The sequence below is a fragment of the Enterococcus sp. AZ179 genome (genome assembly GCF_050498885.1).
In the GTDB taxonomy this organism is placed as follows: Bacteria; Bacillota; Bacilli; order Lactobacillales; family Enterococcaceae; genus Enterococcus_D; species Enterococcus_D entomosocium.
The window spans coordinates 1,589,793-1,614,025 of the sequence record NZ_JBMHEO010000001.1 but is presented as its reverse complement, the minus strand read 5'-3'; the positions used below and the strand labels follow the sequence as shown (position 1 = coordinate 1,614,025).

21 protein-coding genes are annotated in these 24,233 nt (G+C 44.8%); 9 read left to right on the top strand and 12 right to left on the bottom strand.

What is annotated here, in order from left to right; translation table 11 throughout:
• Window positions 1-38: 38 nt before the first annotated feature.
• The 4 genes from IGI88_RS07645 (at window position 39) to IGI88_RS07630 (ending at window position 4,447) form a co-directional block, all read left to right on the top strand.
• A complete protein-coding gene (locus IGI88_RS07645) occupies window positions 39-797 on the top strand; it encodes a MurR/RpiR family transcriptional regulator (RefSeq protein WP_005232695.1) in 759 nt (252 codons plus the stop codon).
• Window positions 798-956: 159 nt separating this feature from the next.
• Complete coding sequence (locus tag IGI88_RS07640) at window positions 957-2,267, top strand: PTS sugar transporter subunit IIC (protein WP_008376519.1); 1,311 nt, start codon at window positions 957-959, stop codon at window positions 2,265-2,267.
• 32 nt (window positions 2,268-2,299) lie between these two features.
• Window positions 2,300-3,739, top strand: a complete 1,440-nt coding sequence (locus tag IGI88_RS07635) for a 6-phospho-beta-glucosidase (RefSeq protein ID WP_429960320.1) — start codon at window positions 2,300-2,302, stop codon at window positions 3,737-3,739.
• Between the two features lie 204 nt (window positions 3,740-3,943).
• Window positions 3,944-4,447, top strand: a complete 504-nt coding sequence (locus tag IGI88_RS07630; RefSeq protein ID WP_061053577.1) for a GNAT family N-acetyltransferase — start codon at window positions 3,944-3,946, stop codon at window positions 4,445-4,447.
• Window positions 4,448-4,490: 43 nt separating this feature from the next.
• Here IGI88_RS07630 and araD read toward each other — a convergent pair whose 3' ends face one another.
• The 7 genes from araD to ulaG are packed head-to-tail and all read right to left on the bottom strand — an operon-like array spanning window position 4,491 to window position 10,122.
• Complete coding sequence (gene araD, locus IGI88_RS07625) at window positions 4,491-5,177, bottom strand: L-ribulose-5-phosphate 4-epimerase AraD (protein ID WP_016619555.1); 687 nt, start codon at window positions 5,175-5,177, stop codon at window positions 4,491-4,493.
• Complete coding sequence (locus IGI88_RS07620; protein WP_016619554.1) at window positions 5,149-6,048, bottom strand: L-ribulose-5-phosphate 3-epimerase; 900 nt, start codon at window positions 6,046-6,048, stop codon at window positions 5,149-5,151. The genes araD and IGI88_RS07620 overlap by 29 nt, the downstream gene beginning before the upstream one ends.
• A 6-nt stretch (window positions 6,049-6,054) precedes the next feature.
• Window positions 6,055-6,693, bottom strand: coding sequence for a 3-keto-L-gulonate-6-phosphate decarboxylase UlaD (locus IGI88_RS07615; protein WP_008376529.1), 639 nt, complete (start codon window positions 6,691-6,693; stop codon window positions 6,055-6,057).
• 59 nt (window positions 6,694-6,752) lie between these two features.
• Entirely contained in the window at window positions 6,753-7,046 is a 294-nt protein-coding gene (locus IGI88_RS07610; RefSeq protein ID WP_008376531.1) for a PTS sugar transporter subunit IIB, read from the bottom strand.
• Window positions 7,047-7,069: 23 nt separating this feature from the next.
• The gene (locus tag IGI88_RS07605; protein WP_008376533.1) at window positions 7,070-8,536 is read right to left on the bottom strand and encodes a PTS ascorbate transporter subunit IIC; all 1,467 of its coding nucleotides are present in this window, start codon (window positions 8,534-8,536) and stop codon (window positions 7,070-7,072) included.
• Window positions 8,537-9,010: a PTS sugar transporter subunit IIA gene (locus IGI88_RS07600; RefSeq protein ID WP_008376535.1), complete on the bottom strand. Its 474-nt coding sequence runs from the start codon at window positions 9,008-9,010 to the stop codon at window positions 8,537-8,539. It lies immediately after the preceding gene.
• A gap of 47 nt (window positions 9,011-9,057) precedes the next feature.
• Window positions 9,058-10,122: an L-ascorbate 6-phosphate lactonase gene (gene ulaG, locus IGI88_RS07595; protein WP_005232716.1), complete on the bottom strand. Its 1,065-nt coding sequence runs from the start codon at window positions 10,120-10,122 to the stop codon at window positions 9,058-9,060.
• Window positions 10,123-10,454: 332 nt separating this feature from the next.
• On the opposite strand from ulaG, the gene IGI88_RS07590 reads away from it, so the two are divergent.
• Window positions 10,455-11,222 carry a DeoR/GlpR family DNA-binding transcription regulator gene (locus IGI88_RS07590; protein ID WP_005232717.1) on the top strand — a complete coding sequence of 256 codons (768 nt, stop codon included), beginning with the start codon at window positions 10,455-10,457 and terminating at the stop codon, window positions 11,220-11,222.
• Window positions 11,223-11,387: 165 nt separating this feature from the next.
• Here IGI88_RS07590 and IGI88_RS07585 read toward each other — a convergent pair whose 3' ends face one another.
• Window positions 11,388-12,410 carry a YeiH family protein gene (locus tag IGI88_RS07585; protein WP_005232718.1) on the bottom strand — a complete coding sequence of 341 codons (1,023 nt, stop codon included), beginning with the start codon at window positions 12,408-12,410 and terminating at the stop codon, window positions 11,388-11,390.
• Between the two features lie 65 nt (window positions 12,411-12,475).
• Between IGI88_RS07585 and IGI88_RS07580 the strand changes: the two genes are divergently transcribed.
• Complete coding sequence (locus IGI88_RS07580) at window positions 12,476-13,327, top strand: LysR family transcriptional regulator (RefSeq protein ID WP_194199371.1); 852 nt, start codon at window positions 12,476-12,478, stop codon at window positions 13,325-13,327.
• Between the two features lie 232 nt (window positions 13,328-13,559).
• A complete protein-coding gene (gene uvrC, locus IGI88_RS07575) occupies window positions 13,560-15,350 on the top strand; it encodes an excinuclease ABC subunit UvrC (RefSeq protein ID WP_194199372.1) in 1,791 nt (596 codons plus the stop codon).
• Between the two features lie 74 nt (window positions 15,351-15,424).
• Here the strand turns inward: uvrC and IGI88_RS07570 are convergent, their stop codons facing one another.
• The 3 genes from IGI88_RS07570 to IGI88_RS07560 all read right to left on the bottom strand — a co-directional run bounded on the left by IGI88_RS07570 (window position 15,425) and on the right by IGI88_RS07560 (window position 19,267).
• Window positions 15,425-16,165, bottom strand: a complete 741-nt coding sequence (locus IGI88_RS07570; RefSeq protein ID WP_008376546.1) for a GntR family transcriptional regulator — start codon at window positions 16,163-16,165, stop codon at window positions 15,425-15,427.
• A gap of 186 nt (window positions 16,166-16,351) precedes the next feature.
• Complete coding sequence (locus IGI88_RS07565; RefSeq protein ID WP_005232725.1) at window positions 16,352-17,632, bottom strand: PTS sugar transporter subunit IIC; 1,281 nt, start codon at window positions 17,630-17,632, stop codon at window positions 16,352-16,354.
• 246 nt (window positions 17,633-17,878) lie between these two features.
• The gene (locus IGI88_RS07560; RefSeq protein WP_371875328.1) at window positions 17,879-19,267 is read right to left on the bottom strand and encodes a glycoside hydrolase family 1 protein; all 1,389 of its coding nucleotides are present in this window, start codon (window positions 19,265-19,267) and stop codon (window positions 17,879-17,881) included.
• Window positions 19,268-19,426: 159 nt separating this feature from the next.
• On the opposite strand from IGI88_RS07560, the gene celB reads away from it, so the two are divergent.
• Both celB and IGI88_RS07550 read left to right on the top strand, forming a co-directional pair.
• Window positions 19,427-20,698 carry a PTS cellobiose transporter subunit IIC gene (gene celB, locus IGI88_RS07555; RefSeq protein ID WP_005226670.1) on the top strand — a complete coding sequence of 424 codons (1,272 nt, stop codon included), beginning with the start codon at window positions 19,427-19,429 and terminating at the stop codon, window positions 20,696-20,698.
• A 108-nt stretch (window positions 20,699-20,806) separates the two neighbouring features.
• A complete protein-coding gene (locus IGI88_RS07550) occupies window positions 20,807-21,523 on the top strand; it encodes a GntR family transcriptional regulator (RefSeq protein WP_005232731.1) in 717 nt (238 codons plus the stop codon).
• 73 nt (window positions 21,524-21,596) lie between these two features.
• On the opposite strand, the gene IGI88_RS07545 is transcribed toward IGI88_RS07550, so the two are convergent.
• Window positions 21,597-24,059 (bottom strand): heavy metal translocating P-type ATPase, encoded by a 2,463-nt coding sequence (locus IGI88_RS07545; protein ID WP_016619548.1) that lies wholly within the window; start codon window positions 24,057-24,059, stop codon window positions 21,597-21,599.
• Window positions 24,060-24,233 lie beyond the last annotated feature (174 nt).

Genomic DNA, 24,233 nt, shown 5'->3' with positions numbered 1-24,233 from the left:
TGGTGTAAATTGATTATCTAGGACAGCGAGGAACCAGCATGGCGCTTTTTGAACAATTAAACTTGAACAAGCTCTCTGCGGTAGAACAAGAAATCTACCGTTTTATCGTCAATCACTTAGAAAAGATCCCATATATGCGTGTGCGCGACATTGCCGATGATGCTCATGTCTCTTCGACTTCGGTCTTTCGTTTTATTCAAAAAGTCGGCTTTCAGTCGTTTCCAGAATTTCGCTTCTATATCAAAAATCATTTAGAAAAAGCCCATTTTGACGCGCATCCTGAACACTTAGGTTTAGAAGCGCGCATCAAAGGCTTGAATATGCAGATCTTCCACCCTGATGCGGAATACCAAATACGAAAACTTGCCGAAGCGATGCGGGATGCCGATTTGATCTTATTTATGGGGATGGGGGCATCCGGTGCGATCGCGCAATACGTTGCCCGCAAGCTAGCCAGTCTCGGTTACTTTAGTATCAGCATTGATGAGCTGACCTACCCAATCAAAAGCTTTTTGCGAAAAGATCAAAAAAATGTTTTGGTTTTTCTGAGTGTCTCTGGTGAAACCAAAGAACTGATCGAAGTCATTACCGGTTTAGACAATCAAGCGATCGTGCAGAAATACTGCATTACCCCTAATCGGGAAAGTACGTTGGCACGCCTGTGCGATTATTCGATCGAGTATGCGATCAAAGAGGAACGCAAAGACATCTTTCTTGATTTGACTAGTCAATTGCCTTCAGTAGCGATTTTAGAAACACTGATCGGCTATTTACAAGATTATCGTTCCAACCCTTGATGGTTCAGTTTACTGAACCATCTTTTTTTGTAACACTGTGTTCCGGATGCGGAATTTTTTTCATTTCTTGAGAGATATGTACGGAATCCGTATCCGCTTACTTTTAGCCGCTTTCATTCGCTATAATGATGGCATCAATTAAGGAAAGGTGTTATTATTATGCAAAAATTCAATGACCTGTTAGACCGCTCGTTGGTACCAATCGCAACAAAGTTGAACAATCAACGCCACGTAGCAGCGATCCGGGATGCATTCATGCTGATTTTCCCACTGACCATCGCTTCTTCTCTCGTTATTTTGGTCAACAATATTTTATTTTCCAATGAAAGTTTCATCGTGCAATTATTTCAACTGAATCGGCTTTTTCCTAATCTGGAAAGCGCCCAGCAAGTCCTAGCTTCCGTGGCGAACGGGACCATCAACATCATGAGTTTATTCATTGCGTTTCTTGTTGCCCAACTTTTAGCCAAGCATTTCCAAGCAGATGCTACGTTAGTTGGTTTGACAAGTGTCGCTGCCTTTATGATCTTGTACCCGACCTCGTTTGCAGTAGATGATGTCAATGTGATCTCTACACAATATTTAGGCGCCCAAGGGTTGTTCGTAGCTATGATCGTGGCTTGTTTGGTCGGTGAATTCTTACCCAAGCTTTTCAAGGTCAAACGATTGCAGATCAAAATGCCTGAAATGGTACCACCAGCTGTTTCCCGTTCCTTTTCTGGCATGATTCCGATCGTGATCATCGTGGCAGTCACTGCTTTGATCAATTTCTTAGTTTTAATGATTGCACCGGAAGGCATCAATGAACTGATTTACAACGGGATCCAAAGTCCATTGCGGGATCTGGGGGGCAATGTCGTCGGTGTCTTGATCTTGGCATTCTTGCAAACTACGTTGTTTGCGATCGGGATCCATGGACCAAACACATTGAATGCGGTTCGTTCAGCGATTTTTACCGAACAAGATCTAGCTAACCTAGACTTTATCAACCAGGGCGGCTCCTTGTGGGACGTTCCTTACAAAGAAACCTGGGGCGTTTTAAATGATATGTTCGCAAATATGGGCGGAACTGGTATGACATTGGGCTTGATCATTGCGATCTTCATCGCTTCAAAACGTCCAGAACAACGTGAGATCGCTAAGATGTCCTTAGTTCCAGGAATTTTCCAAATCAATGAACCGATGATCTTCGGTCTACCGATCGTCTTGAATCCAATCATGATCATTCCGTTTATTTTGACACCAATGGTCAATATTTTGGTGGGTTATTTTGTCACTGTTGTCTGGCCGATCATGCCGACCCCAGCGATTGGGGTACCATGGACGACCCCAGGAATCATTAATCTCTTTTTAGGAACTGGAGGAAATGCGATCGCTGCGGTTGTCGGTGTCGTTTGTCTTGCGATTTCGGTCTTGATCTATTTGCCTTTCGTGATCGCCTCTAACCGTTCCCAGAAAGTAGAATTATAAGCAAACGAATGAGTCGAGGAGGAATGAAATTTATGTCCGCAAAAATGCCGAAAGATTTTTTATGGGGCGGCGCGATCGCTGCCCATCAAGCGGAAGGCGCTTGGAATGTTGCTGGCCGTGGAATGAGTACCGCCGATGTCATGACGGCCGGTGGCAACGGTATTCCCCGTAAAATCACCAAAGGAGTCATTGAAGGGGAATATTACCCGAACCATGAAGCCATTGACTTTTATCACCGTTACAAAGAAGATATCCAGTTATTCAAAGAACTGGGCTTGAAATGTCTACGGACATCGATTTCTTGGAGCCGGATCTATCCAACTGGAACAGAAGAAGAACCAAATGAAGCCGGTCTCCAATACTACGATGATCTTTTCGACGAATTGCAGGCAAATGGCATCGAACCCGTCATCACTTTGTCTCACTTTGAAATGCCTTATGCCCTCTATGAAGAATTTGGTGGGTTTGCTAACAAAGAAGTGATTCCCCTCTTTGTCAAATTCGCTAAGACTGTTTTTCAACGGTATCATGAAAAAGTGACGTATTGGATGACTTTCAATGAGATCAATAATCAAGCAGATGGGCAAGAGCCGCTGCACGTTTGGACCAATTCTGCCATGATCATCGAGGATGACAGTCAAAAAGAAGCACTCGTCTTTCAAGCGGGCGTCAATGAGTTGATTGCCAGCGCGGCAGCCGTGATCGAAGGCAAAAAAATCAATCCAGAGTTTCAGATTGGTTGTATGATGGCCTATGTCCCGGTCTACCCCTACTCTTGTGCGCCAGCTGATTTGATGGCATCCGTCAAAGCCAATGAACGGCGCTATTTTTACAGCGACGTCCACGTACGAGGCAAGATCCCAACCTATGTGCAAAAATATTGGGCAAAAAAAGGCATCACGATTGAGATCACGCCCGAGGAACAAGCGCTATTAAAAGCAGGAACCGTTGATTATATTGGGTTCAGCTATTACATGTCAGGAACGATCTCAACCCTTGATGAAGTGGCTGGCACACCAACTGAGGATATCCCGGGAGCAAAAATCGTGAGTAATCCTTATATCAGTGCTTCTGATTGGGGCTGGCCTATCGATCCAGTCGGGTTGCGCTATGTGTTAAATACGATCTATCAACGCTATGACTTGCCGCTATTTATCGTAGAAAATGGCTTTGGTGCTTACGATCAATTAACCAATGAACAGCAAATCCATGATGACTACCGCATCACTTACCTGAAAGAGCATATCGAACAGATGGAAAAAGCGGTGGTTGAAGATGGTGTACCGCTATTAGGTTATACGCCTTGGGGGATCATTGATATCGTCAGCTTCGGCAGCGGCGAAATGGAGAAACGCTATGGCATGATCTATGTCGACAAAGACAATACCGGCAAAGGAACCTTGAATCGTTTGAAAAAAGATTCCTTTGCGTGGTACCAGCAAGTAATCGCCTCTAATGGTGAAACGCTCTAATTACTGCTTCCATGACTAACACAAAAACCGCCCCCTCGTTTCGCCATCCTCCTTTTTACATTAGGAGCCTGGCAACGAGGGGGCGGTTTTCTTATTAAAGAGGTGCGCCATTGCGAGGATGCTTTTCTTATCATCACTAAACACTACCTCGATGCTGTGGTACACTATAGCTATTCATTTACTTTTACGTTAAGGAGGAACTGCATGAAGCCGATATTTCGTCCGATCCAATCTCAAGATGATGCGCCATTAGCTGCTATCATTCGCAAAAGCTTGACCGACCACCAGTTGGCGGTTCCAGGAACTGCCTATTTTGATCCCGAGTTAGACCACTTAAGTGAATTTTATGCAGCAGATCCTGCTAGCCGCCATTATTTTGTCGTCACCGATGAATCGGGTACCCTTTTAGGCGGCGGTGGTCTTGCCGCTTATGATTCAGAAGGGCAAATCGCCGAGCTGCAAAAATTTTATCTTAGTGATGCCGCCAAAGGGCAGCGTCTCAGCTATCCCCTGCTGGCGAAGATCGAGGCCAAAGCTTTTGAACTAGGCTATCGGCAACTCTATTTAGAATCCCATCATTCTTTAGAAGCTGCCTTGCATGTCTATCAAAAAGCCGGCTATCGCGCATTGTCCCAGCCACTATTGGCGGCACAGCATACCACGATGGATCGCTTTTATGTGAAAACACTCGTTGAAGAAAACGAATAGAACAGCAGCCATTCCTTGATCGCTAGGAATGGCTGCTTTTACGTTATCCTTGTCCATAATAAGCATGTTCGCCATGCTTGCGGAAATAATGTTTATCCAGCAAATAATCAGCGATCGGTGTTCGCTCTAAGGTCAAAGCTTCGGTACCTAGTGCCATTTCTGCAACCTCTTCTAAAACAATACTATTGCTGACCGCTTGTTCCGCAGATTGCCCCCAAGTAAAAGGACCGTGTCCCGCTGTGAGGACAGCTGGGCATGCAAGCGGATCTAATCCCCGCTTTTCAAACGTCTCGACAATGACTTTGCCGGTTTCTTTTTCATAGTCTGCCGTTACCTCAGAGGCCCGTAATGGTCGTGTACAAGGGACACTACCATAAAAAGTATCCGCATGCGTCGTTCCATATGCAGGAATGTCTCGCTGTGCTTGCGCCCATTTTACCGCATTTGTCGAATGCGTATGGACGATCGCCTTGACGCCTTCGAAGTGCTTGTACAATAGCGCATGGGTTTTGATATCCGAGGAAGGCTTCAACGTCTTCGCCTCTTTCGGTGTTCCCGTTAAGTCGCAAACCACCATTGAATCAACCGTCATCGTCTGATAATCAACACCACTTGGTTTAATGACGATGATCCCTAAATCTCGATCAATCTCACTGACATTTCCCCAAGTCAGCTTTACTAGCCCTTCCTCAGGCAGTCTCTTATTGGCTTGATAAACTCGCTCTTTCATCAATTGAAGCTGATTGATCAAGGTAACCGACCTCCTTTAGTTTTGGTAATAAATATGCTTTGGCTTGTTCAATCTCCCCAATCGGGTCAGCGCTCGTCTCACTCCACATCTCGATGACAAAAGAACCGTTATAATTCAACCGCTTCAGCGTGCGTAAGCAGCCATCAAAATCAACACACCCAGTGCCAAACGGTACTTCTTTAAACTTTCCTCGAAACTTATCTGAGACCGCCAATGTATCTTTCAAATGAATCTGGGTAATCTCGCAAATGCCTTTTTCTAATTCATAACCGACATCATTTTCTGGCCAGGCCGACAGGTTCCCGACATCTGGATAGACTTGTAGATAGGGTGAAGGGATCTGCTCCTTGATCCGTAAATATTTTGAGATAGAATTCAGAAACGGATCATCCATGATCTCTAGTGACAAAACGACCCCCTTTTCAGACGCCCTGGCGACGGCTTCTTTTAGATTGGCAATGAACCATTCTCGGCTACAAAGACTTTTTTCCTCATAATACACATCGTATCCGGCTAATTGGATGCAGCGAATACCCAAATCTGAAGCCAAGTCGATGGCTTTTTCCATCAGATGCATCGCGTGCTTGCGCTTTTTTTCATCGATCGAACCAAAGGGAAACCGCCGATGTCCACTGAGACATAAAGACAAGATTTTGATCCCCGAGTCATAGATTGCCTCGACGATCTCTTTGCGCTGTGCTTGGTTCCACTCTAGGCGTGCCAAGCGTTCATCGGATTCATCGATGGACATTTCAATGAAGTCGAAACCTCGGTCTTTGACAAACTGCAATCGTTCCGGCCAAGAAAGGGCTTTGGGTGTTGCTTTTTCATATAGACCGATCAAACTCATAGAAAACTACCCCCAAATCCGTAAAATCTCTTGCTTGAAATCAACTGCTGCTTGTTGCGGATCGTCAGCGGCAGTGATGCCTCGTCCTGTGATAAAGGTATACACATCAATGCCGGCAAACAGAGCCAACGTCTCGACGCTCAATCCTCCCGTGACTGACACTCGAAACCCCATATCGATCAATTTACGGACTTTCGTTAAATCTTTTTCTCCCCATGTTTCACCAGCTAACAATGCGTCACGACTTTGATGATAGATGGCTTGTGAGATGCCGGCATCTAGCCACTGCTGTGCTTGCTGGTAGGTCCAGTCACCATATAATTCTACTTGGATCTCAGCAATTTCTTTTGCTGCTGCCTTCATTGTTGGGATCGTTGCTGCACAAATCACGGTCATATAATCCGCGCCAGCTTGCTGGCAGTTTTTGGCGACCGTCCCACCGGCATCGGCACATTTTGTGTCTGCTACGATCAACTTCTCCGGATACATTGCTCGGAAACAGCGTAATACCTGTTCTCCTTCTTGCAACAATAAAATAGTCCCTGCTTCAATAATATCAACCACATCGCCGACTTTTTTGATATCTGCCAGTGCACTAGCTAAATCGGAGTGATCGCAAGCAATCTGTAGTTTTGGTATGCTCATGAAATTCCCCTCTCTTTTGTTTGACCAACCTTTTTGTTTTGCCACATCCTTTACGCTGACTACTCCTTTGAAAGACCCGCTTCTCTGACCCGCTCAATGATTTCTTTTGGAGACATCACATTTCTGACCCCGATTACTGTTACGCCCTTTTCTTTTGCTTTATCGAACATATTGACAAAGTTCATTGGCGTAAAGACCACATCGTAATTCTTGGCGGTGCTTTTGCCTTCGGAAATCGCGCAGTGGTGGATAGAGGTGATTGTGATCCCTTCAGACTTCAAAGCTTTTTCAACACTCCGCATCATCATCAAACTTGTTCCTGATCCATTTGCACAAGATACTAATACTCTCATCTTTTTTTCCTCCTAAGAATTTATTATTTTTGTTTTTCTACATACGCATCGTAATCATCTACGATCAAGAAATATCCTTCTGGATCTCTGCGGTACTGCAATTGCGGAATCACTAATAAGATCACCACCACAAGAACCACACCAATGATGCCTAAGAATTTCATCAATACTGTAAAGAATGGCCAGACGGTCGCCCAGTCGAACATACCAAGATAGCCGCCATATTGGGACAATCCTACCCAAGTAGCGATCAAGGCCGAACCACCGATCTGAATGATGCCTGATAAGAATGGGAAAAGACAAGCCGCCTTGATACCTCCACGGTTGTTGGCAAAAACGGCAATCGCTGCATTATCAAAGAACAGTGGGATAAACCCGGCAATCACGATCGTTGGTGACCGGAACAAAATCAGTAAAGCAATCATTAAAAATTGTCCTAATGCACCGAATAAAAAGCCCACCGTCACAGCATTTGGTGAACCAAAGGCAAAGGTTGCGGCGATATCGATCCCCGGAACAGCACCTGGTAAAATCGTATTTGAGATTCCTTGAAATGACTCGGTCAATTCGGAAACGAAGGTGCGCACACCTAATTGAAGAATTGCTAAGTAGACGGCAAACATCAGTGATGTTTGTAAAATATAAAATAAGAAACTTTGTCCTTCTGCCATAAATCCTGCTGTTATTAAATAATCTTGTCCAAGTGTCACTAAAATGATACCGAAGAAAAAGAGCATCAGGATCGAAGTCGATACCATATTTTCATTGAAGACCGATAAAAAACCCGGTAGTTCGACATCTTCTAATTTCCGGTTGGATTTGTTCTTTTTGAACCGTTCCGCAAGTCTCGCAAAGAAATAAACACCAAACATCTGTTGATGGGCAATCGCAAAACCAGCACCTTCCGTCAAATCTTGACAGATGCCCACGGTCAAATTGGAACCAACCGCCCAATAGCAGCCTAAGATCAAGCCCATGACAAGTAAGACTTCGATCCGACCCAAGTCTGGAAAACAAAATAGCAGCAACCAAAAGGCCGTTGCGGCTTGCTGTACTTGCACATTTCCAGTAGTGAAGACGGCCCGCAGCTTCGTATATTTTTTAAAGCGAACGAGTAAGATATTAAAAACAAAGGCAATCAATAATAAGAGCATCGTGTCACCAAAGGTGCGTCCGAATCGTTCTTCAATGCCGGCGGTGATCGCATTTTGACCAAAATACGGGTCAGTGACCATCGCATCTAATTCAAAACGCTCCTTAAGCCCCACCAAGATCGGACGGAAATTATTGACCAATCCACCAGAGCCAATCGTCAAAATCAAGTAACCAACGGTGGCTTTTAAGAAACCTGCGACACATTCAACAAACGGCCGTTTCAATAGTAAGTAACCGATCAGTACAATAAAACCGATCAAAAAAGCTGGCTGCATCAAAATATTCTGAGCAAAGTAATCCCAGCATCTCAATAAGAAATCTCCTATCACTTCCATCTAATCCCTGCTTTCTTTTTGGTCATATTTCTCCATCACCACTTCAAAATCTGCCATCGTTTTTACACCTAATAGATCTTCTACCAGCCCCTCTTCCATCAACATCTCTGATAAACCAGCGATATTGTTCATATGTGCTTCAGCGTTTTTGGCAGCGAGCATAAAGAACAACTGCGCCTCCTTGTCCGGATTATCTTCCTGAAACGAGACGGGCGCTGGAAAAATCGTCAGCCCGATCCCTGTTCCTAAGACGCCTTTGCTTTCTGCTGAAGAATGGGGCATGGCTACTTTGGGAATGATCACAATATAAGGACCGTATTGATGGACATCCCGAATGACATCTTCAATGTACTGATCCGTAATCAACGCCTTTTGCTTTAATCCTTCGCCACTCGCCCAGATAGCAGCTTCCCAGTCTTCGGGCTGTTCCTGGTTGATTGCAACCAACTCATTTTCATAAAAATAACGCAGCATTACGTTTGCTCCTTTCAAATTTGGCTTTTGCAGCATCCCCCCTTCTTTTATAAGAAAGAAGGGAATGGCGTATCATTGTCGACCGAAAAAACATCTTTGAAGCCACGATAGAAATTAAATTCAAGATCATCTTTATTCGTTGGGTAGGTGAATTTGCCGCCAACTTGCCAAATATACGGTTTAAACTCATAGTTCAAACGATCTTTTTTAAACTTCCAAATCTCGGTGATCTCTTTTGGATCAGCCATAAAATTGGACCAGATATCATAATGTACGGGAATCACCACTTTGGCATTGAGGGATTCGGCCATCCGCAACATATCGACTGATGTAACTTTGTCGGTGATGCCCCGCGGGTTTTCGCCATATGCACCTAAGCAAACATCGATCTTGTACTGATTCCCATGTTTAGCAAATACATTCGAATAATGAGAATCTCCTGCATGATAAATCGCCCCACCGGAAGTCTCAAACAAGTAATTGACTGCGATACGATCCATGTCCTGGGGCATTTTTCCTTTCAAGCTGGTATCCGGATCTTCACAAGTAATCAGAGCGGTTCGATCGAATGCTTCTAAAGCGACGATTTTCACCTGCCCAATGGTTACTTCATCCCCCGGTTTGACCACGATGGTTTTTTCTTCTGGTATTCCCCATTTCAACCAAGTTGCAACGACTTCATGGGGACCGACGAATTTTGCTTCTGGACAATTTTGATGGACTGCGGCTGCGGTATTGATGTCTAAATGATCGGAATGGATGTGGGTCACCACTAACGCATCCACTCCTTTGATTGCAAATGGATCGATCACAAAGGGCTGAGTCCGTAGGTTAGGCTGCATTTCTTGTACACCACTCATTCGCATCATTTGATGGCCTTTTTTCATTTGCCCATTCCCATGACTGCGCTTGCCAGTGCCACACCAAAGGTCGCATAAAATATTGGTTCCTTCCGCACTCTTCAGCCAAATACCCGTACAGCCTAGCCACCACATGGAAACTGTGCCTTCTTTCACAAGCTCATTTTCGATCTCTTCGTTCAAATAGGTCCCCCATTCTGGAAACGTATTTAAAAGCCAACTCTCTTTCGAAACATCATTTACATGTGCCATTCTTATTCCTCCCTTGCTTATTTACACTTTGATTCTAACATATAGAAAAACGCTTTCAATCTAGTTTTATGTTAATTTAGCTTATTATATGTTAATTAACCCATAAATAAATGTGATTATTTAATATATATGGTAATGTATAGGAGATATGTTAAAATGAGTTCGAAAGAAGAAACAACAAACACATCGTTGCTTCTCAACAAGTGGTGTGGGATCATCACTTGAACTTGCGAGAAGGAGGCGAGAAGGTTTTTGCTATGCAAAGGCAATCGCAATCTGGATAAACGATGAAAGACAAGAATAGAATAAAGCGCATGTAAGGAGGAAGTATCGTGAAACGTTCCAATGAAGAAGTGAGGCAAAGGAGAAAACAATTGATCGATCTGATAAAAACATCTGGTTTTTCTGATGTGAAGACCCTCAGTCATCAGTTGGGAGTATCAGAGATGACGATCCGCAGAGACTGTACCGTACTGAGTGAGATGGGTCAGATCAAACAAACCCACGGAAAAATCGAATACTGTGAAGCTTATGAAGATGAAGCGCATCCCACCGACTCGATCGAGTACATCAAAGATCGACTGGCCAAAGAAGCGGCTCGCCAAGTAAAAGATGGCGATACCCTTTTCGTCAATACGAGTACTAGCGCCGCTCAAACGTTGCGCCATCTCACAGACAAACGAATCAGTTTGTTGACGAACAATACAAGTGTGATCCAAATGGAACACCATCCAAAATCAACGATCGTTTTAAGTGGCGGCGAAATACGCTATCCTAAAGCGGCCTTGTCAGGGGATATCGCCGTGGAGTCGTTTTCTCATGTTCGTTCTGATGTTACGATCATTGGTTGTAGTGGGTTAGATTTACAGACCGGCATTTCCACTTCAGTGATCCACGAAGCCAAAGTCAATGCGAAAATCATCGAAAATTCTGGCAAGTTGATCGTTATCGCGGATTATCGCAAAATCGGTAAGCAATCCAATTTTACGATTGGCGCAATTGCGGCTATCGATCTGCTGATTACCGACCATTATTCTGATCCCAAAGTCATCGACTTGATTGAGCAACAAGGTGTTCAAGTCATCCAAGTCCCCGTCTAACCATCTTTGTCGCTAAAAAAAGCCCGACAGTTGATCTGAAAAGCCACGCCTTGCTGCCTCTTCCAACAGAAACACCAAAGCGTGCCCTTCGATCAACCGTCGTGGCTTTTTTCGTTAAACAATCGTACGCTTCAAACGTGCTTTATGGGATGTGCCTCGTGTGAATCAGAGCCGCAGCAACCAAATCAACGCAACAGCACCCACGGTTTGGACGGCTCCAACGGAAAGACCATAGAATAAAAAGCGCGGTCCTTCTTTTAAAAACTTGCGGAAATCCAGGCGCAAACCGATGGCTGCCAACGCCGTTGTTTCAAACCACGTACTGATAAAATGAGCACCCTCATTCAACCAGCTAGGCAGCGGCAAGAAGCTGTTCAAGATACAGATGGTCAAGAAGCCCAACACATACCAAGGGATTGGCAGCCGTAGCTTACCTTTGCCTTTGGTTTTGGTGGGGGTCTTTGTCGTCATTCGTTCAAAAACAATGACGACGACTGCCAACATGATGATGCGCGCGATTTTAAAGAGCATCGCGTATTTGACGGTGTCGGCATCAATCAAACTAGCCCCCGCCACGACTTGCCCGACGGATTGCAGTGTGCCGCCAAGTAAGGCACTTTTTTGCAATAGATCATCGCCGTATAAGGCCAAGCCTAAAAACGGCAGCGTCAGCATCATCACCGTTCCTAAAAGATTGACCAAGGTGATGATCTGCCCTTTTTCTTCATCATCGGCATCAATGGCTGGTGCGATCGCCGCAATCGCAGAGGACCCACAGACAGCATTGCCGCCTGCCATCATCAGGCTCATCTTTTGATTAAAGCCCAATTTTTTCCCTATCAAATAAGCAGCGGTAATGACCAAGCTCATCATCAGCAAAATAAAGAGAAAGCCCCGAAGACCCATTTCACTGATAGTCTGGAAAGTGACGGTAAAGCCCAGCAAAACCACCGAATATTCTAGGAGACGACTTTCCGCAACCTTCGTCCCGACTTGATAGCGTTCTTGCTTGAACAGTGTATTTCCTAAAATGATTCCTAATAAAATAGCAAGGGTTGCTCCCCCTAATTTTGGCACAGCCAAAGCCATGATTCGGGCGATGACGGCTACCGAAAAGGACAGGAACAAACCGGGAAGTATCAAAGCTGTTTGTCGTTGCTTCATTGCTTTCATCCTTTCATATAACATCCATTATACACAGATTGACCGATCAGTAGGATTTATTGGTATAATAGTTATAATTGAATTTTCTAATGGAAGGGATTGCAATGTTAAAATTACTGGAGACCTTTAAGATGGTCTATGAAACGAAAAATTTTTCGAAAGCTGCCGAATTGCTATTTATTTCGCAGCCCACGGTTTCTGCTCAAATCAAGCAGTTGGAACAAGACCTGGATACACCGCTTTTTTTACGCAATGGTCGCAAAAACGTGATCGCCACGCCCCAAGCAGAGTACCTTTACGAAAAGGCACTGAATTTATTGGATGAGTGGTCGACGATCGCCAGCGAGATCCATACCAACACACAGCATCAAAGCCACTGTGCCCTAGGCATCTCTCATACCTATGCGATGGCCTTGATGCCTGACTTGATGATTGCTTTATACAACGCCTTTCCCACGGTGCATTTTCGGGTATCGATGATGAACTCCGCTGAAGTCTTAACAGCGCTTGAACAACATCAACTAGATTTAGGGATCATTGAAAAACCCTTATCTGCACCAAGTATTTTGCGTTTCCCGATTTTGAAAGATCAGCTCGTCTTAGCCGGTGATCCCCAAGCCGGTCCTTGGCTCGTCCGTGAAGCGAGTTCTGGTGTCTACTATTACACTAAACGCTATCTGGAGGAACAGAACATTCAAGGACCGATCATCGAGATCGCCAGCAATGAATTGATTGTCGCTTTGCTGAAACAAGGCTTCGGCTGTTCGATCCTTTCCAAGCGAGCCGCCCACGGCATTGGCTATCAACTGCTGGATAAAAACTTTGAGCGCCAATTTTACCTCATCCAGCGCAAAGTAGTCACAGAACCAGCCATTGAGGGATTGCGGGCCTTCATTCAGGAGTGGTCGCAAAACGATCCCTCACAGGTGGCAAGCGTATAAAAACAAACTGATTTTTTTGGGGAACCACCGCCTCGTGGGATTTCTTAACCTTTTCTTACGATTACGCTTCCTCGCTGCCGATCTGGTCCGATTGATTGTTTCTTAAGAAATTTGTGCTAAAATGAGGAGTACTGGCTATGGGCTCTAACGTTCCCCTTTTTGAGGGAAACTTAGACCGCCCTTTGACTACTTATGCAGTTCGTGAAGCAAACCAGTAAGAAAGGATCTTGAAATGAACGAACAAATCAAGAACAAATTAGCGCTGCTTCCTGATCAACCTGGTTGTTATTTAATGAAAGATAAAAATAACAAAATCATCTATGTTGGGAAAGCCAAAATTTTAAAAAATCGTGTCCGTTCGTATTTTACCGGCAGCCACGATACGAAAACCGAACGGCTCGTTCAAGAAATCAATGATTTTGAGTACGTCGTTACCGAATCAAATACGGAAGCTTTATTGCTGGAAATCAATTTGATTCAAAAAAACAAACCAAAATACAATATCATGTTAAAGGACGACAAGTCGTATCCTTTTATTAAAGTGACCAAAGAGCGCTATCCGCGTCTGATCATCACTCGTAAAGTTTTAAAAGACGGGGCTTTATATTTTGGCCCTTATCCTGATGCACGAGCAGCCAACGAAACCAAACGGGTGCTGGATCGTCTCTTTCCTTTGCGAAAGTGCGGTCCTTCTCAAAAGCGCCCTTGTCTTTATTATCATTTGGGTCAATGTGTCTGTCCTTATGTCAACAATGTAGACCCCAAGGATTATCAGAAGATCGTTGATCAAGTGAAACACTTTTTCCACGGCGGTCACGTCGATATTTTGAAAGATCTGAAAGAGAAGATGGGCGAAGCCATTGAAACATTAGAGTTTGAGCGAGCGGCTGAGCTGCGGGATCAGATCCAAGCGATCGATACCGTCATGACGCGACAAAAAATGACCCTGACCGACCTGATGGACCGTGATGTCTTTGGCTACAGTGTCGACAAAGGCTGGATGTGTGTCCAAGTATTCTTTATCCGTCAAGGAAAGCTGATCGAACGAGAAGTCTCTTTGTTTCCTTTCTACAATGAAGCGGATGAAGATTTCTTGACCTTCGTCGGCCAGTTTTACCAAAAGAATGAACACTTCATTCCCAAAGAAGTCTTTGTTCCGCAAAATGTCGATGCTGACCCATTAGAAGCGCTGTTGGAAACCAAAGTCCTGCAGCCCCAACGAGGCGACAAAAAGAAATTGGTCGATTTGGCCAATAAAAATGCCCGCATTGCCTTGGCCCAAAAATTTGCGTTGATCGAGCGTACTGAAGAACGGACGATCGGTGCTGTGGATCGTCTAGGCGATGCCATGGGGATCCCGACACCTTATCGGATTGAAGCCTTCGATAACTCCCACATCATGGGAACCGATCCGGTTTCTGCAATGGTGGTTTTTGTCGACGGGAAGCCGTTTAAAGATGATTATCGGAAATATAAGATTCGTACCGCACAAGGCGGCGATGATTATGGCTCTATGCAAGAAGTCATCTACCGCCGATACTCTCGTGTCCTAAAAGAAAACCTGCCTTTTCCTGATCTGATCATCATCGATGGTGGGAAAGCCCAAGTCGGTGCCGCCCAAGAAGTGCTGCATAACCAGCTAGGTTTAGATATTCCCGTTGCCGGATTAGTGAAGAACAACAAACACAAAACCAGCGAGTTGATTTTCGGAGAATTTTTAGATCCGATCCAGCTGGAACGCAATTCTGTCGAATTCTTTTTGCTGCAACGGATCCAAGATGAGGTCCATCGTTTTGCGATCACCTTCCATCGCCAACTGCGCAGTAAAAACAGCTTTTCTTCCAAGCTAGATGAAATTCCTGGCTTAGGACCAAAACGCAAGCAACAGCTCATGAAAACCTTCAAGTCGTTAAAAAACATCCAAGCAGCTTCCGTGGAAGAGATCCAGCAAGCTGGTATTCCCAAAGCCGTTGCGGAAACTATCTTAGCCAAACTAGGCGATCAAAACCAACCCACTTCTTAAGTCAAAACAAAAACGCTCCATAGCCAACAGTAGCTATGAAGCGTTTTTTCGTTGAAGAACCATTTTGTAAGCCGTTACTTTTTGCGGTGCTGTAACAGATCAGGCTTCATGTCTAACATGGAATAGCCACGAACATCATACCGATTGCGGCTGCAGGAATAGTCCACTGGACGTCCCGATTCTAAATAGATGATCTGTTCTAATTCCAATACTGGATCATCTGCTTGGCACGCTAAATAGGTTTGATCGTATTCATCACTTTTGGCAGCCTGAAAAGTCCGATAAGCACCAGCAAATTTGTAGCCTAAATCTTGCAACAGATAGTCATAGACGGATTCTTCCAAGATCTCTTTCGTCAAACCGCTGACCAGATCCAACGGCATATAGGAATGCTCGAGTATGTATGGATTGCCTTCTAAGATCCGCAAACGGATCACATGATAGATTGGTTGTTCGGCAGTGATCTGAAGCATCTCTTGAATTCTTGTTGTAGGAAAACAGACTTCAAAGGTGATGACTTGGCTAGTCAACGTCCGTTTTTCTTGTTTCATCTGATAGCTCAGGCCTTTGTATTCTGTCACCGATGAGGTATCTTTGCCCCAAAAGGAATGATTCAAAACTTTGGTCCCTAAGCCGCGCTTTGTCAGCAGCAAGCCTTCCATAATCAGGATATTCACCGCATTTTTAATCGTCATTCGGCTGACGCCAAACTCTTCCACTAACTCTGTTTGATAAGGTAAAAGACTGTCTTTCGGATAAGTTCCGTCCTTGATTCTTTTACGCAGAACATCTGCGATCTCCATATATTTGGGCATTTTGCCACCTCCAAAACGTGTGTTGTATTGATTGAAAAACGAGAAAAGAACCGGCCAAACGAAAAGAGTGTCATCACACCACTGCACCTTCCAATGAAGCAGTGTGATAAGGGGTATTGCACTCTGATCGCGGCCGGATAAGGTCTATTACGTTTGGCGCTTGTTTCTAATCGACTCGATCAGACATTACGCATTTTTTAAACGGCGTGTTTCTTGAATTTGCGCCATTTTCACGAACGGCAAGTAGATAACGATCGACAAGATCAAGTTAACAGCTGCCAAGATTCCGCCAGCAATACTTTGTGTCGACAAAATACCGCCGATGATTGGTGGCGTCGTCCATGGTGCGATGACGGTACTTGCAGGAACTAAGCCAGTTGCAGTTGCAAAATAAGCAGTCGTGACTAAAACAAGTGGTGTCAACACATATGGGATGAACAAGATTGGGTTCAAGACAACGGGTAACCCAAACATCACTGGTTCATTGATCATGAACACACCTGGTGCAACGGATAGTTTTGCGACAGTCATATACGCTTTATGATGACGAGCAACTAAAAAGATCGCAATCAAAAGACCTAGTGTCGCGCCTGTTCCGCCGATGTTCACGAAAGAATCAAAGAATGGTTTGTTGACGATATAAGGCAAATCTGTGCCTGCTTCTAATGCTCGTGCGTTTGCTTCGATCGCTGGCACATTGATCGTTTGCATGAACGGGTCGATGATGTTGGCACCATGCAAACCAAAGAACCATAAGAATGCAGAGATAAAACCTAATAGCAAAGCAGCTGGATAAGAGTTTGCCAAGCCCATGAATGGTTGTTGCACCAATTCATAGAAGGACAATACGATACTTGTCACACCAAATGCTTGGAAAATTGCTGTAAACAAAGCAAAGATCGATACGGTGATCATTGCTGGGAATAACGCAGCAAATGAACGTGATACTGCTGGTGGTACGCCATCAGGCATGTTGATGACTAAGCGTGGGTTGCCAGCTAGACGACGGAAGATCTCAGTAGAAATGATCGATACGATTAATGCTAAAAATAATCCTTGAGAACCAAGTCCGGCAGCTGTTAACAAACCATCTGGGCCTGTCGCCATTGCACCTAATGCGAAGAAACTTGCAACTGAGATCGCCCCAGCACCTAATGCGTCTTGATTGTAGCTTTTAGCTAAATTATACGCTACTGTGAAAGCGATTAACAGACCAAGTATTGAAAAAGTACCTGCTGACAAGTTGTTCCCAAAGGCTTGCCATGTCCCTTCACCAAAAATGCCATTCATAAAATCAATATAGGCAGGAATTGGTAAGTTGTTGATCAATACCCCAAAAGAGCCTAAGATCATCAACGGCATCGTTACGATAAATCCGTCACGAATGGCCACTAGATGTCTTTGAGAGCCTATTTTAGAAGCGATCGGAATAAAGTGCTTCTCCATAAATCCAATAAATTTATCCATTGTTTTTTCTCCTTTCAAACCCTAAACAAAATAATGAAACCGATTTCTACTAAAGAATACCACGAGAACGTTTCCATGTCTAGTCTTTTCTTTATCAAAACTGTGCTTTTGTTTAACCCAGCTTATCATTTGCAAAAACAGGTGGTTTTTTAATAGAGAATGCCCTTCGGAACAAGACAGAAAAATCCGCGATTTTACACAAAAAAAGCAATGCTGATCCCTACAGCATTGCTTTTTTCATTGTTATTAAAAGCCGTTATTATCTGAAACTTCTTTAAACCAACGACCTGATTTTTTCACTGTTCGTTTAGCATCATTTGCTAAGTCAACGGAGATAAATCCGTAGCGGTTCTTGTAAGCATTGGTCCAGGACCAGTTGTCCATGCAGGTCCACATATGGTAGCCAACACAATTGGTTCCTTCTTGGATCGCTTGGTGGACATACTTTAAGTGGTCAGAGACAAACTCGATGCGGTAATCATCTTCGATCACGCCATCAGCATTGACGAAACGTTCTTCTCCTTCGACACCCATGCCATTTTCAGAAATGTAGCACTTGATATTGCCATAGTTTTCTCGCGTGTTTGTCAAAATATCATAGATCCCTTTTTCATAGATTTCCCATCCACGATACGGGTTCATTTTCTTGTTCGGCATATCATAGTTATCAAAGTAATCATCAGGCATTGGACTTTTCGCTTGATCGATCGGCGATTCTTTCTTCATGATACGACGAGGTTGGTAATAATTGATCCCTAACAAGTCGATCGTATTTTCGCGAATCGTTTGTAAATCATCAGCTTCCATCGCTGGTACCATATCTAATTCCTTGACGATGGTCACTAATTCTTCTGGGAACGTGCCTTTGACCGCAGGGTCTAAGAAAGAGCGATTAAAGAAGGCATCTGCGATTTGCGCTGCTTTGACATCCTCTGGATCGTTCTCATCTCTTGGATAGCTTGGCGTCAAATTCAAAATAATGCCGATCTCCCCACCAAGGTTCATCTCATGATAGACTTTGATGGCTTTAGCACTCGCCAACGTTTCGTGGAACCCAACTTGGACTGCATGTTTCATGTTGATCTCATTTGGATAATGGAATTGGTAAAGATAGCCGCCTTCAACAGGGACGATCGGTTCATTATGAGTGAACCATTTCTTGACACGATCACCAAATAACGTAAAGCAGGTTTGCGCAAACGCAACATAGGCATCCACGGTCTCTCGGTTCAACCAGCCGCCTTTTTCTTGCAGCGCCATTGGCATATCGAAGTGGTATAAATTCATGAAAGGTTCGATCCCGTTGGCGATCAACTCATCAATGTAGGCATTGTAAAAATCAACGGCTTTTTGATTGACTTCTCCTTTGCCTTGCGGGAAGAGACGACTCCATTGGATCGACGTCCGAAACGTCGTATGGCCGGTTTCTTTCATGAGTTGAATATCTTCTTGATAGCGTGTGTAGACTTGCGAGGTTTTTTCAGGACCTACCCCATTGAAAAATTTCTCTGGTTCTTGCTGATACCAGTAATCCCAGATGCTTGCCCCTTTGCCATCACCTTCAAATACACCTTCTGTTTGTGGGCCACTAGCGGCTGACCCCCACCAAAAGCCTGCTGGAAATTGATAATCCATCTTCATTCACTCCTCGTTTTTTCTTTGCTGCCCTAATCATAAAGGAAGCAGTTACAAAAATCAATCTTTTTCAAAATAAATGTATAGACATTTAAAATAAAACATGATACATTATCAATGTAATCGATTGCAAAAAGAAATTTAAGGAGTGAACTAATAATGAATGGTTTTATGGACAAGTTATCTGAAAAGATTTTGCCCTTGGCGAATGCCTTAGGACAAAATCGCTACCTGACCGTCTTGCGGGACGCGTTTATGCTTTCGTTCCCAATCACTATGTTTGGATCGATCGTGGTCGTTTTAAACAACCTGCCCTTCTTCAGTGATGCCACTAAAGGAACATTAGGAACGCTGTTTGGCAATGGGCAAAATGCAACAATGAGTATCATGACTGTTTTCGTTACTTTCGGTATCGGCTATTATTTATCAAAATCATATGATGTGGAAGGGATTTTTGGCGGCGCCGTTTCTTTTGCCAGCTTTTTGATCTTAACTCCTTTCTTTATGACTACTGAATCTGGCGAAACGATCTCCGGCGTGCTGTCTCTTGATCGTCTTGGCGCAAAAGGGATGTTTATCGGGATGATCGCAGCATTTTTAGCAGCTGAAATCTATTGCCGCATCACAAAACGCGGCTGGCAGATCAAAATGCCTGATGGGGTGCCACCAGCAGTTTCTAAATCTTTTGCCGCTTTGATTCCAGCAATTATCACCTTAACGGTATTTTTAGTGATCAATGCCATCATGACGGGTGTCTTCAATGCCAACTTGCATGACTTGGTTTATGAATTGATCCAAAAACCATTGACTGGACTAGGCAGCAGCTTGCCAGCAACTCTATTGGCTTTGTTCTTTGTCCAATTCCTTTGGTTCTTCGGTCTACATGGTCAAATCATCGTCAACTCTGTGATGGACCCGATTTGGAATACATTAATGTTAGACAACTTAGAAGCGTATCAAAATGGGGATGCACTGCCGCATATCGTCACAAAACCATTTATGGAAACATTCACCGTTGGATTAGGCGGTTCTGGTATGACGTTAGCCGTTGTTATCTTGATGGCTTTTGTATTGAAGAAAAAACAATACCGCGATGTGGGTCGTTTGGCTTTAGCACCAGGGATCTTTAACGTTAACGAACCAGCAATCTTCGGTATGCCGATCGTCTTGAATGCGACGATCCTGATTCCTTGGGTCGTGGCACCTCTTGTGGTAACGACCTTCAACTACTTAGTGATGGCGGCTGGACTTGTTCCTGCACCAACTGGTGTTTCTGTTCCTTGGACCGTTCCAGTGGTCTTCAGTGGTGTCTTAGCAACCAACTCTTGGTTAGGTGGTTTGCTGCAAGTCATTGACGTGGTGATCGTCGGCTTAATCTGGTATCCATTCTTACGTGTTTTAGATCGTCAAGCAGAACCATCGATCGATTAAGCGCAACGGCTGGCTGAATTTTTTCAGTCAGCCGTTCTTTTTATAAAAAAACCAAGGTTTGATTGTCGAAACCGCTTTTTTCAGCTATACTTCTTGCGAGGTGATCAGATGCCAAAATACCAAGAAATTGCCAATATTTTACGCACACGTATCAAAAACAAAACGTATCCGCCTGACAGCTTACTGCCGAATCAAACTGATTTAGTCGAAGAATTCGGAGTCAGCCGGATGACCGTCAAAAAAGCCATCGGTATTTTAGCCATGGAAGGACTGGTTTATTCTCAGCGGGGCGCTGGAACAAAAATATTGAACCACCCATTCTTAAAAAAAGACACCACTGCTTTAACGGTCTATGAAGGCTTGTCAACAGAAATGGGCAAAGCTGGCCGCAAGCTAGTCAGTCAGGTCATCGATTTTCAAGTCGAATTTCCTGACCAAACGATCCAAGAAAAGTTGATGTTGACGGAAGAACAGCCAATCTATAGTATTGTCCGCTTGCGGATTCTTGAAGACCAGCCGTTTATTTTAGAATATACCTATATGCCGGTCCATTTGGTGCCCAATTTAACTCGTGGCCATTTAGAAAGTTCTATCTACCGCTATGTCAAAGAGGAACTAGGGGTCCAGTTTGCCGGCGCTTACCGCACCATTGCCGCTGATAAAAGCACCGCGTACGATCAACGGTATTTGGACTGTAAAGCCGATGATCCGGTTTTAGAGATCGAACAGATCGTCTATCAGAAAAATGGCTCACCTATCGAATTTTCCCGTAGTCGCAACCGTTATGACGTGCGGGCCTACTCTTATTTAGATGTCCAGCACTAAAAAGACCTATCCACGGTTTTCTTCCATCAGAAACCGTGGGCATGTCTTTTTGTTGTTGCATTCGTTGCTTCGTTTATTTTTTTGCTGAGGGTTGGAATCGTTTCAGCCGCAAGGCATTTAATAAAACGGATACCGAGCTGAAGCTCATGGCCGCCCCGGCGATCATTGGATTGAGCAAGGGGCCGCCGAAAAGATGCAACACACCCATTGCGACAGGAATGCCTAAGACGTTATAAGCAAAAGCCCAGAAAAGATTTTCTTTGATGTTTTTGATGGTTGCCCGACTTAACTCGATCGCTGATGGGACGTCCATCAGATCGCTGCGCATCAGTACGATGTCTGCCGATTCGATGGCGACATCGGTACCAGAGCCAATCGCGATCCCTACATCGGCTTGGGCTAACGCCGGCGCATCATTGATCCCGTCACCTACCATCGCAACCTTTTGGCCTTTGGCTTGCAGGCCGGCTACTTTGGCGGCTTTATCTTCTGGCAAGACGTCACTGATTACTTCATCGATACCGACTTGTTTGGCGATGGCTTGGGCTGTCCGAGCATTGTCGCCAGTGATCATTGCTACGTACAAGCCCATTTGATGCAGACGTTCAATGGCTTTTCGACTGCTTTCTTTGATAGTATCTGCCACAGCGATGATCCCGATCGCTTCGCCGTCTTTGGCAACATACATCGGTGTTTTCCCTTCGTGAGCCAATTGTTGGGCTTGCTCGATCAGGCCATCGATGGCAACGTTTTGTTTTTCCAGCCATTTCTGGTTGCCTAATAGGACTGGACTGCCAGCAATCGTGCCTTGAATCCCATGCCCCGGAATCGCTTCAAACCCGTCAACTTCTTGCAGGGCGAGGGCTTGCGTGCGGGCTTCGATCACAATGGCTTCGCCTAATGGATGTTCTGAGCCTTTTTCAACAGAAGCCGCCAGTTGCAGCAATTCCGTCGGCGTGTGGTTGCCGGCAGGCAGGAGATCGGTTACGACTGGTTTGCCTTCTGTGATCGTGCCGGTTTTATCAAAGACGATCGTCGTTACGTTTCTAGCTGTTTCTAACGCATCGCCGCTTTTGATCAAGACGCCATTTTCTGCCCCTTTGCCCGCACCCACCATGATGGCGGTCGGTGTCGCTAATCCTAAGGCACACGGACAAGCAATCACTAATACAGAAATCGTAATGGTCAATGAGAAGATCCAGGTTTCTTGTCCTAAGAAAAACCAGGCAAGTCCTGCAAAAACCGCCAAGACCATGACGATCGGGACAAACACACCCGAAACTTTGTCAGCCATGCGGGCAATCGGCGCTTTGGAGCCTTGGGCATTTTCTACTAACTGAATGATTTGCGCCAACGTTGAATCTTCTCCCACATTGGTGGCTTCGTATTGAAACGAGCCATTTTTGTTGATACTGGCGCCGATCACCCGATCACCGACTTGTTTTTCGATAGGTAAGCTTTCTCCGGTGATCATTGATTCATCGATGGCAGAGCGTCCTTGGGTAACGATCCCATCCACAGGAATCTTTTCACCAGGTCGTACGACTAAGATATCGCCGGCTGCGACTTCTTCAATACCCACTTCGACTTCTTCGGCTTGATTCCCGCTGCCGCGAAGCACACGGGCTTTTTTCGGTGCGAGATCCAACAACTTCTTGATGGCTTCGGAGGTTTTGCCCTTTGAGACCGACTCAAGGTATTTTCCTAAGGTCACTAATGCCAAAATAACGGCGGCCGTTTCATAGTACAAGTGCATCGCATAGTGGGTCGTGCCCAGGTAGACCATCACGGTCCCATAAATACTATAAAAGAAGGCAGCACTGGTTCCCAATGCGACGAGGGAATCCATGTTAGGATGGCCTTTCCAAAGCGCTTTGAAACCAGCAATGTAAAAGGCGCGACCGAGGACCATCACCGGTAAGACTAAAATCAATTGAGTGGTAACGAAATTGACTGGATAGGCCATTGGATCTAAAAAGCCAGGGATCGGCAAACCGATCATTTCCCCCATCGTCAAATAGAACAAGGGGATCGTAAAGAGCGCCGAAAGCCAAAACCGTTGCCATAAAGCACGAATCTCTGCCTGTTTTGAATCCGCCTTGTCGGCAGAAGCGGTCGGCAGCTGTGCGTCATAGCCCGCCTCTTTCACGGCAGCTGCGATCTTCGCGGCGGACACTTGGTCTTGTTGATAGCTGACCGTCAGTTTTTCTGTCGCCAGATTGACGGAGGCTTGCTCCACACCCGCTAATTTTTGGACAGCTTTTTCTACTGTTTGGGCACAAGACGCACAGGTCATGCCCGAGATGGCAAAGGTCTCTTGTCTTTGAGAGCCGATCAGTTGATAGCCCGCTGCTTTGATGGCCTCAGCGAGTGTTTCTTCGGTGAGCTGCTGCTCATCATAACGAATATGTAATTTTTCAGTAGCCAAATTGACAGCTGCTTGGTCGACCCCCGCCAGCTTGCTGACTGTTTTTTCGACTGTCTGGGAACAAGACGCACAGGTCATCCCTTTTACCCCATAATTCTTTTCGATCATTGTTTCCTTCCTCCTTGCTTGCTATGCAAACCCATTCACCTTTTATGTTTACAGTTGTAATCTTCTTCTACTTTACAATTATCGTTTACACTTGTCAACGATAATACTCAAAAAAAGGACGTTCTCCTTTGAAGCGGCCCAAAAAGCGAGACTTTTGGTCTACCTTTGGGCGGT

Coding starts and splice junctions, on each gene's coding strand:
- IGI88_RS07570 (WP_008376546.1), bottom strand. CDS start 16,165: ATGCCCAAATATATGGAGATCGCAGATGTTCTGCGTAAAAGAATCAAG.
- IGI88_RS07615 (WP_008376529.1), bottom strand. CDS start 6,693: ATGAGCATACCAAAACTACAGATTGCTTGCGATCACTCCGATTTAGCT.
- IGI88_RS07580 (WP_194199371.1), top strand. CDS start 12,476: ATGGAAGGGATTGCAATGTTAAAATTACTGGAGACCTTTAAGATGGTC.
- IGI88_RS07635 (WP_429960320.1), top strand. CDS start 2,300: ATGTCCGCAAAAATGCCGAAAGATTTTTTATGGGGCGGCGCGATCGCT.
- IGI88_RS07620 (WP_016619554.1), bottom strand. CDS start 6,048: ATGAGTTTGATCGGTCTATATGAAAAAGCAACACCCAAAGCCCTTTCT.
- IGI88_RS07645 (WP_005232695.1), top strand. CDS start 39: ATGGCGCTTTTTGAACAATTAAACTTGAACAAGCTCTCTGCGGTAGAA.
- IGI88_RS07560 (WP_371875328.1), bottom strand. CDS start 19,267: ATGGATTATCAATTTCCAGCAGGCTTTTGGTGGGGGTCAGCCGCTAGT.
- celB (WP_005226670.1), top strand. CDS start 19,427: ATGAATGGTTTTATGGACAAGTTATCTGAAAAGATTTTGCCCTTGGCG.
- IGI88_RS07605 (WP_008376533.1), bottom strand. CDS start 8,536: ATGGAAGTGATAGGAGATTTCTTATTGAGATGCTGGGATTACTTTGCT.
- IGI88_RS07545 (WP_016619548.1), bottom strand. CDS start 24,059: ATGATCGAAAAGAATTATGGGGTAAAAGGGATGACCTGTGCGTCTTGT.
- IGI88_RS07630 (WP_061053577.1), top strand. CDS start 3,944: ATGAAGCCGATATTTCGTCCGATCCAATCTCAAGATGATGCGCCATTA.
- IGI88_RS07550 (WP_005232731.1), top strand. CDS start 20,807: ATGCCAAAATACCAAGAAATTGCCAATATTTTACGCACACGTATCAAA.
- IGI88_RS07565 (WP_005232725.1), bottom strand. CDS start 17,632: ATGGATAAATTTATTGGATTTATGGAGAAGCACTTTATTCCGATCGCT.
- IGI88_RS07585 (WP_005232718.1), bottom strand. CDS start 12,410: ATGTTATATGAAAGGATGAAAGCAATGAAGCAACGACAAACAGCTTTG.
- IGI88_RS07640 (WP_008376519.1), top strand. CDS start 957: ATGCAAAAATTCAATGACCTGTTAGACCGCTCGTTGGTACCAATCGCA.
- IGI88_RS07600 (WP_008376535.1), bottom strand. CDS start 9,010: ATGCTGCGTTATTTTTATGAAAATGAGTTGGTTGCAATCAACCAGGAA.
- araD (WP_016619555.1), bottom strand. CDS start 5,177: ATGAAAGAGCGAGTTTATCAAGCCAATAAGAGACTGCCTGAGGAAGGG.
- uvrC (WP_194199372.1), top strand. CDS start 13,560: ATGAACGAACAAATCAAGAACAAATTAGCGCTGCTTCCTGATCAACCT.
- ulaG (WP_005232716.1), bottom strand. CDS start 10,122: ATGGCACATGTAAATGATGTTTCGAAAGAGAGTTGGCTTTTAAATACG.
- IGI88_RS07610 (WP_008376531.1), bottom strand. CDS start 7,046: ATGAGAGTATTAGTATCTTGTGCAAATGGATCAGGAACAAGTTTGATG.